The sequence below is a fragment of the Pseudomonas sp. MPDS genome (assembly GCF_013283895.1).
Taxonomy (GTDB): Bacteria; Pseudomonadota; Gammaproteobacteria; order Pseudomonadales; family Pseudomonadaceae; genus Aquipseudomonas; species Aquipseudomonas rhizophila.
Genome location: NZ_CP054128.1, coordinates 35,899 through 47,580 on the forward strand (window position 1 = coordinate 35,899; position 11,682 = coordinate 47,580).

10 protein-coding genes and 1 pseudogene are annotated in these 11,682 nt (G+C 62.8%); 7 read left to right on the plus strand and 4 right to left on the minus strand.

What is annotated here, in order from left to right:
• Positions 1-17: 17 nt before the first annotated feature.
• The 6 genes from exbB (at position 18) to HQ912_RS00210 (ending at position 6,962) form a co-directional block, all read left to right on the plus strand.
• Positions 18-998 (plus strand): tonB-system energizer ExbB, encoded by a 981-nt coding sequence (gene exbB, locus HQ912_RS00185; protein WP_047226197.1) that lies wholly within the window; start codon positions 18-20, stop codon positions 996-998.
• A 6-nt stretch (positions 999-1,004) separates the two neighbouring features.
• Entirely contained in the window at positions 1,005-1,433 is a 429-nt protein-coding gene (gene exbD / locus HQ912_RS00190) for a TonB system transport protein ExbD (RefSeq protein WP_047226179.1), read from the plus strand.
• On the plus strand, positions 1,430-2,185 hold the full coding sequence (locus HQ912_RS00195) for an energy transducer TonB (RefSeq protein ID WP_076383095.1): 756 nt from the start codon (positions 1,430-1,432) through the stop codon (positions 2,183-2,185). The genes exbD and HQ912_RS00195 overlap by 4 nt, the downstream gene beginning before the upstream one ends.
• 295 nt (positions 2,186-2,480) lie before the next feature.
• Positions 2,481-3,401 (plus strand): hydrogen peroxide-inducible genes activator, encoded by a 921-nt coding sequence (locus HQ912_RS00200; RefSeq protein WP_047226181.1) that lies wholly within the window; start codon positions 2,481-2,483, stop codon positions 3,399-3,401.
• Between the two features lie 9 nt (positions 3,402-3,410).
• Positions 3,411-5,486 carry an ATP-dependent DNA helicase RecG gene (recG, locus tag HQ912_RS00205; protein ID WP_173406320.1) on the plus strand — a complete coding sequence of 692 codons (2,076 nt, stop codon included), beginning with the start codon at positions 3,411-3,413 and terminating at the stop codon, positions 5,484-5,486.
• A gap of 78 nt (positions 5,487-5,564) precedes the next feature.
• On the plus strand, positions 5,565-6,962 hold the full coding sequence (locus tag HQ912_RS00210) for an aminoacyl-tRNA deacylase and HDOD domain-containing protein (RefSeq protein ID WP_047226183.1): 1,398 nt from the start codon (positions 5,565-5,567) through the stop codon (positions 6,960-6,962).
• 174 nt (positions 6,963-7,136) lie between these two features.
• On the opposite strand, the gene HQ912_RS00215 is transcribed toward HQ912_RS00210, so the two are convergent.
• A complete protein-coding gene (locus HQ912_RS00215) occupies positions 7,137-7,517 on the minus strand; it encodes a helicase (protein ID WP_047226184.1) in 381 nt (126 codons plus the stop codon).
• Between the two features lie 475 nt (positions 7,518-7,992).
• Between HQ912_RS00215 and HQ912_RS27655 the strand changes: the two are divergent.
• Positions 7,993-8,208 (plus strand): annotated as a pseudogene (locus HQ912_RS27655) (DUF6124 family protein); the annotation flags it as partial.
• Between the two features lie 210 nt (positions 8,209-8,418).
• Here the strand turns inward: HQ912_RS27655 and HQ912_RS00220 are convergent.
• Genes HQ912_RS00220 through HQ912_RS00230 form a run of 3 tightly spaced genes read right to left on the minus strand, consistent with a single transcriptional unit; the run spans position 8,419 to position 11,672 of the window.
• Complete coding sequence (locus HQ912_RS00220; protein WP_173406321.1) at positions 8,419-9,375, minus strand: sulfotransferase family protein; 957 nt, start codon at positions 9,373-9,375, stop codon at positions 8,419-8,421.
• Positions 9,363-10,148 carry an aspartyl/asparaginyl beta-hydroxylase domain-containing protein gene (locus tag HQ912_RS00225; RefSeq protein WP_107321357.1) on the minus strand — a complete coding sequence of 262 codons (786 nt, stop codon included), beginning with the start codon at positions 10,146-10,148 and terminating at the stop codon, positions 9,363-9,365. Before HQ912_RS00225 ends, HQ912_RS00220 begins: the two co-directional genes overlap by 13 nt.
• Before the next feature lie 12 nt (positions 10,149-10,160).
• Entirely contained in the window at positions 10,161-11,672 is a 1,512-nt protein-coding gene (locus HQ912_RS00230; RefSeq protein ID WP_076383244.1) for a TolC family protein, read from the minus strand.
• Between the last annotated feature and the right edge of the window lie 10 nt (positions 11,673-11,682).

Here is an 11,682-nt window from a genome sequence, read left to right on the forward strand (position 1 = left end):
TCTCAGGTCCGGCCAGCATGACACGCTATCTCCCCTCCGCTTCGCCAACCAACCGACCTCGCGCCTGGAGTGCCATGGCAGCCCTGCTGCTAAGCCTGCTGCTAGCACCCGCCGCCGCGTTCGCCGATGCCCAAGCGCCAGCCACGACCCCGGCCACCGCACCCGCCGCCAGCCAGGCGCCGGTCGATGCAGCCGAGCCTGTAGCGGCTCCTCAGGCCAGCGAGCCGGCCCAGGCCGTCGAAGCCGACGCCGCAGACGCACCTCAAATGCTCGAAGCCGACAATACCTTGGGCATGGCCCACGATCTGTCGCCATGGGGCATGTACCAGAACGCCGACATTATCGTGAAAATCGTCATGATCGGCCTGGCCATCGCCTCGATCATCACCTGGACCATCTGGATCGCCAAGGGCTTCGAGCTGATGGGCGCCAAGCGCCGCTTGCGCGGTGAAATCGCCAACCTGAAAAAAGCCACCACCCTCAAAGAGGCCAGCGCCTCTGCGGCCAAAGAGGGCACCCTGGCCAATCTGCTGGTTCACGACGCCCTCGAAGAGATGCGCCTGTCGGCCAACAGTCGTGAGAAGGAAGGCATCAAGGAGCGCGTGAGTTTCCGCCTCGAGCGCCTGGTCGCAGCCTGCGGTCGCAACATGAGCAGCGGCACCGGCGTGCTCGCCACCATCGGTTCCACCGCGCCGTTCGTCGGCCTGTTCGGCACCGTGTGGGGCATCATGAACAGCTTCATCGGCATCGCCAAGACCCAGACCACCAACCTCGCTGTCGTGGCGCCCGGCATCGCCGAAGCCCTGCTCGCGACAGCTCTGGGTCTGGTCGCAGCGATCCCGGCGGTGGTCATCTACAACGTGTTCGCCCGCTCCATTGCCGGTTACAAGGCCCAGGTCTCGGACGCTTCGGCCGAAGTCCTGTTGCTGGTCAGCCGCGACCTCGACCACCTGCCACCCGAGCGTGGCTCGCAACCGCACATGGTGAAAGTGGGGTAATCGGCCATGGGCCTGCATTTGAAAGAAGGCGCAGACGACGATCTGGCCGAGAACCACGAAATCAACGTCACGCCGTTCATCGACGTGATGCTGGTGCTGTTGATCATCTTCATGGTGGCCGCTCCGCTCGCCACCGTGGACATCAAGGTCGACCTTCCGGCTTCGACGGCCAAGCCTTCGCCGCGGCCGGAAAAACCGGTATTCCTCAGCGTCAAGGCTGACCAACGCCTGTTCTTGGGCGAAGACGAGGTCAAGGCCGATAGCCTCGGCGCGACCCTCGACGCCAAGACCCAAGGCAAAAAGGACACGACGATCTTCTTCCAGGCGGATAAAGGCGTGGATTACGGCGACTTGATGAGCGTGATGGACGCCCTGCGCGCCGCCGGATACCTGAAGGTCGGCCTGGTCGGACTTGAGACGGCGCCCAAGAAATGATCACGACGCGCCAAAAGCTGACGCGTTACAGCGGTAGCCTGGCCGTGGTGCTGGGCGTGCATGCGCTCGCCATTGCCCTGGCCCTGAACTGGACGTCAAACCCGCCCATTGAATTGCCGCCCCAGGCAATGATGGTCGAGCTGGCGCCGGTTCCGGCCCCACCACCGCCCGCACCGCCTAAAGTCGTCACGCCACCGCAGCCTCCGGAGCCGGTCGAAGAACTGCCGCTGCCTAAAATCGCCGAAGCCGAGAAACCGGAGATTTCGGTGCCCAAGCCGGTCAAGCCCAAGCCTAAACCGCCCAAGCCCAAACCCAAGCCCGTGGAGAAAAAACCGGAACCGCCCAAGGAAGAACCGTCGGAGCAAAAGCCCAGCGATACTCAACCGACCAAGGCTCCGACCGAGAAATCCGCGCAACCGGCGCCTGGCCCATCCCCCGCGCAAATGGCGGCCAAGGCCAGTTGGCAAGGCACCTTGCTTGCGCACTTGGGCAAGTACAAGAAATACCCCGCCAGCGCCCAGTCGCGCGGCAAGGAAGGCTTGAACCGTTTACGGTTCGTGGTGGACGCCGAAGGCAATGTGTTGTCCTTCGAGCTGGTGAGCAAGTCCGGCAACGCCGCCCTGGACCGGGCGACCCTGGAAATGATTCGCCGCGCCCAACCGCTGCCCAAGCCTCCGGCCGACATGCTAGTTAACGGCTCCATCGAAATCGTCGCGCCGTTCGTGTACTCCATCGACAAGCGTCGGCGTTAACCCATTGGCAAGCCCCTGTTACAGGGGCTTATTGTTTCTGGTGAAGGGAATGTATCTGTAGAGCAAGGGGGCCTGTGTGAGCAAAACTTGCTCGCGATACAGGCACCTCGGTTCCGGAGAGGACCGCGCTCGCTTCATCGCGGGCAAGCCTTGCTCCCACAAATAATCCATATGCGTCGTTAAATCCCCTCACCATACCCACATTAGGCAGTGTCACACCGCACCCCCAGTCTGATAACGTGCGTCTATCGATTGCAGCCGGTATGCTTGGCTCGCAACTTCACGGACGCTCGCCATGACCCTCACAGAATTACGCTACATCGTCACCCTCGCCCAGGAGCAACATTTCGGCCACGCCGCCGAGCGTTGCCATGTCAGCCAGCCGACGCTTTCGGTGGGCGTGAAAAAGCTTGAAGACGAGCTCGGCGTGCTGATTTTCGAGCGCAGCAAAAGCGCCGTGCGCCTGACCCCAGTGGGCGAAGGCATCGTTGCCCAGGCACAGAAAGTCCTGGAACAGGCTCAGGGCATCCGTGAACTGGCCCAGGCCGGCAAAAACCAGCTGACCGCCCCACTGAAAGTCGGCGCGATCTACACCGTCGGCCCGTACCTGTTCCCGCACCTGATTCCGCAACTGCACCGGGTCGCCCCGCAGATGCCGTTGTACATCGAAGAAAACTTCACCCATGTGCTGCGCGACAAACTGCGCAACGGCGAACTGGACGCGATCATCATCGCCCTGCCGTTCAACGAAGCCGATGTCCTGACCCTGCCGCTCTACGACGAGCCGTTCTACGTGTTGATGCCGGCCCAGCATCCGTGGACCCAGAAAAAATCCATCGACGCCGGCCTGCTCAACGACAAGAGCCTGCTGCTGCTCGGCGAAGGCCACTGCTTCCGCGACCAGGTGCTGGAAGCCTGCCCGACCCTGACCAAAGGCAGCGAAGGCGCCAAGCACACCACGGTGGAATCCAGCTCCCTGGAAACCATTCGCCACATGGTCGCCTCGGGCCTGGGCATTTCGATTTTGCCGCTGTCGGCGGTGGACAGCCATCATTACGCCCCTGGCGTGATCGAGGTTCGCCCACTGACGCCGCCCGTGCCGTTCCGCACCGTTGCCATCGCCTGGCGCGCCAGCTTTCCGCGACCCAAGGCCATCGAGATCCTCGCTGACTCGATCCGCCTGTGTTCCGTGGCCAAGCCGCCCACTGCCAAGTAAGCCCCGGCCATGACTGAGCTGTCGAAAGTGCCGGTCACGGCACTCAAGGGTGTCGGTGAAGCCATGGCCGAGAAGCTGGCCAAGGTTGGCCTGGAAAACCTTCAGGACGTGCTGTTCCACCTGCCGCTGCGTTACCAGGACCGCACCCGCGTCGTGCCCATCGGGCATTTACGTCCGGGCCAGGACGCCGTGATCGAAGGCACCGTCAGCGGCGCCGACGTGGTCATGGGTCGGCGCCGTAGCCTGGTGGTGCGCCTGCAGGACGGCACCGGCGGGCTGAGCCTGCGCTTCTATCACTTCAGCAATGCGCAAAAGGAGGGCCTCAAGCGTGGCACCCGCGTGCGCTGCTACGGTGAAGCGCGGCCCGGTGCATCCGGGCTGGAGATCTATCACCCGGAATACCGCGCCATCACCGGCGACGAGCCGCCCCCGGTGGATGAAACCCTGACCCCGGTCTACCCGCTCACCGAAGGCCTGACCCAACAGCGTCTGCGCCAGCTCTGCCAGCAAACCCTGACCCTGCTCGGCCCCAGCAGCCTGCCCGACTGGCTGCCCAACGAACTGGCCCGGGATTATCAACTGGCGGCGCTGGCGGATGCGATTCGCTACCTACACCATCCGCCGGCCGATGCCGATGTCGACGAACTGGCCCTGGGGCATCACTGGGCCCAGCACCGGCTGGCCTTTGAAGAGCTGCTGACCCATCAACTGTCCCAGCAACGCCTGCGCGAAAGCCTGCGTTCCCTGCGCGCCCCGGCCATGCCCAAGGCCAAGGATCTGCCGGCCCGTTACCTGGCTAACCTCGGCTTTAAACCCACAGGGGCCCAGCAGCGGGTCGGCAACGAAATCGCCTACGACCTGAGCCAGCCCGAACCGATGCTGCGGCTGATCCAGGGCGATGTGGGTGCCGGCAAGACCGTGGTCGCCGCCCTCGCCGCGCTCCAGGCCCTGGAAGCCGGCTATCAAGTGGCGTTGATGGCGCCCACCGAGATTCTCGCCGAACAACATTTCATCACCTTCCAGCGCTGGCTCGAACCCCTGGGGATCGAAGTCGCCTGGCTGGCCGGCAAGCTCAAGGGCAAGAATCGCGCAGCCGCCCTGGCGCAGATCGCCGAAGGTGCACCGATGGTGGTCGGCACCCATGCGTTGTTCCAGGACGAAGTGCAGTTCAAGAACCTGGCGCTGGTGATCATCGACGAACAGCACCGCTTCGGGGTGCAGCAGCGCCTGGCGCTGCGGCAGAAAGGCGTGGGCGGGCGGATGTGCCCTCACCAATTGATCATGACCGCCACGCCGATTCCGCGGACCCTGGCCATGAGCGCCTATGCCGACCTCGACACCTCGATCCTCGACGAACTGCCTCCCGGACGCACACCAGTCAATACCGTGCTGGTCACCGACACCCGGCGCGTCGAAGTGATCGAGCGCGTGCGCGGTGCCTGCGCCGAAGGGCGACAGGCCTATTGGGTGTGCACGCTGATTGAAGAATCGGAAGAGCTGACCTGCCAGGCGGCCGAAACCACCTATGAAGACCTCACCGCCGCCCTCGGCGAACTGAAAGTCGGGCTGATCCACGGGCGCATGAAACCCGCCGAGAAAGCCGCCGTCATGGCCGAATTCAAGGCCGGGGCACTGCAATTGCTGGTCGCCACCACGGTGATCGAAGTCGGGGTCGATGTGCCCAATGCCAGCTTGATGATCATCGAGAACCCCGAGCGCCTGGGTCTGGCACAGTTGCATCAGCTACGCGGCCGCGTCGGCCGGGGCAGTGCCGCCAGCCATTGCGTCTTGCTGTATCACCCGCCGCTGTCGCAGATTGGTCGCCAGCGCCTGGGCATCATGCGCGAAACCAACGATGGTTTTGTCATCGCCGAAAAAGACCTGGAATTACGCGGACCCGGTGAAATGCTCGGCACGCGCCAGACCGGCCTGCTTCAATTCAAGGTAGCCGACCTGATGCGCGACGCCGATCTGCTCCCCGCCGTACGCGACGCCGCCCAGGCGCTGCTGGAGCGCTGGCCGGAGCATGTCAGCCCGCTGCTGGATCGCTGGTTGCGTCACGGGCAGCAATACGGCCAAGTGTGAGCACGCTCTCAGTTTCTGGGCGCGCCTGCCCGGCAAGCTGGTTATACTGCTGAACTTGTAGGAAAACGGATACAGACCATGACAGAAGCTGCCCTCGTCCCCGAAACCCCGCACGCTCCGTCTGTTATTCGGCTGTTGCTCGAGAAACTGGGCATCGGCTTTGACGAAGTAATCGAACGACCAGGCCTGAATCCCGCCCGTAAAGTGCAGGCTGTTTTGTTGCACGATGCCGTTGGCGCCCTCATGGTGCTGTTTCCGCAAAGCCAACTGCTGGACCTCAACCGCTTGGCCGAACTCACCGGTCGCAAACTCACGGCGGTACCTACTGACCGTCTGGAGCGCATGCTCGGCAAACATAGCCTGAGCCTGCTGCCCGGCCTGCCGGCGCTGACCAGCTCCCCTTGCCTGTATGAAGAAAGCCTGCTGCGCGAGCCGAAGCTGCTGATCAACTCAGGCGAACCAGGGCTGCTGCTGGAAGTGACCAGCGAAGCCTTCAAGAGCATGCTCACCAAGGCCAGTGCCGCGACCTTCGGCGAAGCCGTGAGCAACATCACCCCCAACCTTGATCGCCCGCACGACGACCGCGCGGAAATCACTCAGGCTGTGCAGGCGTTCACCGCCCGACGTATCCAGCAACGGCTGGAAGAAACCATCGAAATTCCACCACTGGCCGAAACGGCGCAGAAGATCATCAAGCTGCGGGTCGACCCGGACGCCACCATCGATGACATCACCGGCGTCGTGGAAACCGATCCGGCCCTGGCCGCGCAAGTGGTGAGCTGGGCTGCCTCGCCTTATTACGCCTCGCCCGGCAAGATCCGTTCGGTGGAAGACGCCATCGTCCGGGTACTGGGCTTCGACCTGGTGATCAACCTGGCACTGGGCCTGGCCTTGGGCAAGACCCTGAGCCTGCCTAAGGACCACCCGCAACACACCACGCCGTACTGGCATCAGTCGATCTACACCGCCGCCGTCATCGAGGGCCTGACCCGCGCCATGCCGCGCGCCCAGCGCCCGGAAGGCGGCCTGACCTACCTGTCCGGCCTGCTGCACAACTTCGGCTACCTGTTGCTGGCCCACGTCTTCCCGCCGCACTTCTCGTTGATCTGCCGGCACCTGGAGGTCAACCCGCACTTGTGCCACAGCTATGTGGAGCAGCACCTCTTGGGCATCAGTCGCGAGCAGATCGGTTCATGGCTGATGCGCTACTGGGACATGCCCGACGAACTGGCCACCGCCCTGCGCTTCCAGCACGACCCACATTACGACGGCGAATACGCCGCCTACCCGAACCTGGTGTGCCTGGCCGTACGCCTGCTGCGCGCCCGTGGCATTGGCTCGGGTCCCGACGAGGAGATTCCCGACGCACTGCTCGAACGCGTCGGCCTGAGTCGCGACAAAGCCAATGAAGTGGTCAGCAAAGTGCTGGAGGCTGAGGTGTTGTTGCGCGAACTGGCTTCGCAGTTCAGCCACTGACCGCTGACGCAGGCCGCTGAGCTTTGATCGTTCCCACGCTCTGCGTGGGAATGCATCCCGTGACGCTCTGCGTCACATCCCAGAAGCGGAACGCGGAGCGTCCCTGGCGACGTTCCCACGCAGAGCGTGGGAACGATCGAGCGTATCCTGGCTGATTCGCCACAGGGTTCTCGACTAAACCTTCTTGGCCTTCTTCGGCTTCAAATACCGCATCAACCCCTGAAACCAGATCACCAGCGCCGGGTTGCCCTTGATCTGGATCGACTTGTCCTGAATCCCGGTCATGAACGCCAACTGCTTGTTCTTCGCCTGCATCGTGGCAAAGCCATAAGCCGCGTCCTTGAAGGCGATGGCGAACGCAGGCGTCGGGTAAGTGCCGGACTGGCTGGTGATGCGCTGGTCTTTCACCGTGAAGTGCCGGGCGACCTTGCCGTCCAGGGTTTGCAGTTGAAACACCAACTCCTTATCGCCCAACTGCTGCTGGAACGCCGGATTGGTCCGGCTGGCCCTGCCCATCAACAACCCCAGCATCCACAGCAGAAAGCGAAACTTCATGGGCACGGCCTCGTAAGAAAGATGAATGGCGGGAGCAGTTTAGCGATTCCACAGCGGAACGCCATCATCGGATCGCTTTAACGGGAGATGGATGAGTTTTCTCGCATGATGACTGCCAAGTCACCTTTTCACGTTTTTCGTTTCCTCTCAGGTTCCTCGGAGATTTCCTTCAAAACACCGGGCTGTTCATGAACTAGGCAGTGCTTCCGAGCGCCGCTAACCTTTGTCCGTCATCGCAAAAAACGGTGATACGGACGTGCAAGTCCGGACTGGTACCCAATCGGTTATAGCTATTGACCGAGCATTTTTTATGCTCGCGTCCGTTATGGCGATTGTGCGTGGGAGACCTTCGGGTCTGCCGGCGGTACCGGACCGGTCTTGCACACCTACGCACAGTTGCCGCCTCTTCGAATGCAAGAGAAAGGATGCCAACCCCAACTCTGGTACATGAATATGGTCAAGCCTTCACCGAATCCCCCACATTGACACCGAAACCCTGCTCGCCAATGCCTCCGAAGACCTGCTGTCCATCAGCACCATCGCCGCCGACCTGGCTGACGATGTCGATGACTCACGCCGCTGCGTAGCCCTGGCGATCAGCCGCATGGCCGATGGGGTTCAGTTGTTGGTTGAACGGGCGTTGGACCATCTGGAAACAAAAGAAATGGCGGCGCTTGGGGCCAAGGGGTAGAGCTTTGCTTTGATGCAAACGGTGCCGACGCCATCGCGAGCAGGCTCGCTCCCACAATTGGATTGGAGTACACCCGCAAGAGCCAGGCCGGCTATAAGGCCGCCTCGCGAGCAAGCTTTGCTCCCACAGGGGATTGAGGGCAGTCGCGGATACTCAAACCAGCACAAAACAAATGTGGGAGCGAGCCTGCTCGCGATTGCGCAGGGTCAGTCAACATTGATGCCGGCCAACGCGCCAGGTTTCGAGCGCCTCATAGGCCCCCTGCGCCCAATGCATCACCTGATTGCGCAGCCGTGACGAAGCCTCCCGACGCTTGTCCTCGCTATCACCGGCAAACGCCTGCCCCGGCTGCTTGGCATGCTGCCCCGTCATGGCAAACACTTGCCGGCGCTGGGCGTCATTCAGCCCGAAAAACACCGCCAGCCGCCCTGCCATCGCATCAGGCAACTCAGCGTAATTAACCGCCAGCCCGGCAAACTCATGGCAGTGCTCCAACCCCGCCTGCAACAACCGCCCCAGCCGGCGCGCGATGAAATCTTCCTGGCCGCCGAAGGGCAATCCGTCGTCCAACACGCTTGTCCCGATCATCCCCGGCACCATGTGCATGCCGGGACGACGCCAATGGGAAACGGCGATTTCCAAAGGGTCGCGGTACACGAACAACCAAGGCGTGTCGGGAAAACATTCGCGCAGCAGCGCCAGTTCACCGATGTTCCAGGCGTCAAGCTTGATCACCAGCCGCTGTTCCACGCCTCGGCGGCGCTGCCCATAGGCCGACATCAGCCCCCTGAGTGCCACGCAGCGGTCAGCGTGCACCATATCGCTGCGCAGCAGAGTATCCAGAGGCGGCGGTTCTGAAATGACGATGTGGTCGTCCAGTTGCGCCAGCATCTGGCTGATCAATGTCGAGCCACAGCGGGAGGCATGGAAAATAAATGCACTCGGGGGCAGGCCTGGGCTTTGTTGTCTCCACTGGTCCAGGGCGCTCAAGGCTGTCTGGCGGCGGAACGCCTGATTGAAGGGCAACCGCAGGGCGTGTTCCACCGCGTCGCCGAAGAACGGTTGCGACAATCGCTCCTCCCCGAACCAGCACCAGTCAACCCGCCACTGCCCCGCCGCTTGCCACACGCGGATCGGCAGCCAGCCGTCCAGGTTCAGGCCTTCCACTGATCACTCCACTGCCGGCGACCGTTGCGCATGGTCGCCTGCAATTGCTCCCGGGTAACGTGTAAATCGCGTGCGGCAGCCATCGCGATTGCGCACTCAATGAAAGCGTCTACGTCATGCAGGCTCTGCAAAGTCCGGGCAAGGTGAGGGTCGGTTTCAACGAGCTGCTCAAAGCACACCAGATCACTTCGCTCAGCCACGATTGCCGGTGTGCTGAGCAGCCCGGCGGCGACCTGCCGTTGCAGCCATGGGCTGGGGCGGCAATCGAGCACCAGATGAATCCGCGGCTGACTGCTGTGGTTATCGACGCGATGAGGCAGCGACAGATCAAGAAACCAGCATTCGCCCGCCGTCATCGGAATGCGTTGCCCATCCAGCCAGAAATCCACGCCAGACGGGCTGAGCAGCGGCACATGCAGGCGCAGATCGGCGTTCGCGCCACCCAGGTCATAATCGCGATGCTCGTGGATACACCCGCCGGGACCGAGTCGCAGCAAGCGGGCCGAGACGATCTCCAACGGCCAGTCGCGCAACGCCTCGTGCCACCGGTCATCCTCTGACCAGAGCGCGCGCTGCACGGGCTGACCGCGCCCGGGAGACAACGGGGTCAAGGCATCGACCGCCGAAATCAGCGCCACGCCACTCCAGTCACCACTGTAGTACGCGCTGTTGAAGTGGCCTTGCCAATGATCGTCCTCAACGGCTGCCAGTGCCTGCAACAGCAAAGGCAGGTTCACCGTTACCGGCAGCCGGGAAAACGCCGGGCGCACCATGCGTACGGCCTGTTACTGGGTCACCGCCGCGGTCGGCACCGCGATATCGCCCTGGGCCCACGCCGCTTCGCGGTTGGCCAACGCCGTGGCAATGGACTGCACTTGGGTCGATTGCACTTCATCGGGCAACGGGTCGAGGCCAGCGCTGGCAAAGATCTGGCCGTAGGCGTTGCGCAGGTCGGCATAGGCCAGATCCCGCCGCAAGTCAGCCTGCAGCGTATTGAGTTCGCCCTGGATCAGGTCCAGCTCACCCAAGCCGGCGGCCTGATGGCGGTTGCGCAGTTGACCCACGATCTGCCCATCGATCTCCGACAGCTGCTGGCTGGTCTTGAACTGGCGCAGCGCCTCGCGGTAATTGGCATTGGCCACGTACAGCTGCGCCAGCACGGCGATCGACATCGCCTGGCGCCGCGCCGCCGCGACCTCTTCACCGGCCTTGGCCACGTTGATGGCCGCCGGGGCGGAGATCACGTTGAACAGATTCCAGGTGACCTTCACGCCATAGTCAGCCCAGCCCTGCTCCACCAGGAACGAGTTGCTGTCGTAATGCCCCCCAGCGGAGAACTCCAGCCCAGGTAACAGGCGCAGCATGGCCTTGCGGGTTTCAGCGGCGGTAATGCGCGTCTGGTAGTCCTGCTCGCGCAGTTCCGGGCGACTGGTCAGGGCTTCCTGTTCCAGGCGCGCGAGGTCGACCTTGAGTTCCGGGATGACGTACTCATCCTGGGTGGCCAAGGTCAGCTCGGTGCCCAGGGGCAGGTTGATCAGCGTCGCCAGTTCCGTCTTGGCCAGGGACAACGCCCGGCGCTGCTCTTCGAGCTGGCGGGTGGCCTGGATCAGCGAACGCTGGTAACCCAGTGCCTGCACTGGGTCGCCAATGCGTTGCTCGCTCATGCTCTGACTGTTGCCGCGGGCCGTATCGACTCGGACCATCAGGCTGTCGATCTGCTTGAGCAGGCGCTCGGCGGCCATGGCTCGCCAGTAAGCCGAACGCACATCCTGGACGATGGTGTTGATGACTTTGCGCCGACGCTCCTGCACGATCAGCCGCTGGTCCCCGGCCTGCTTGGCGCTGATGTAACTCACGCCGAAATCGAGCACGTTCCAGACCATGGTCAGGTCGGCTACTTCGCGATCGCGGTCCTGGGAGGTCGACGGTTCCAGAGACTGGGTACCGGTTTCCACACTCTGGCTGCTGGAAGCGCTGACGTTGTTGCGGCCCACGTAGCCCGCGTCCAGGGCCATGCGCGGCAGCATGTCGAAACTGGCCAGGTCCAGCTGACGCTTGGCCAGGGCTTCTTCCATGATCTTCAAACGGCCTTCAAGGTTGTACTTCACCGCACGGGCCATGGCCTGGTGCAGGGTCAGCGGGCCGCTGAGGGGCTCCTGATCCTTGTACATATTCTGCAGGTCGGTCCGGGCGCGCTGTTCGCTGACGCTACGCTCGATCGGCTCGCTGGTGACCGCACATCCGCTGACCGTCAACGCCAGCACACTCATTGCGAATAACTTCTGACTTCTATTCATTCCCTGGATT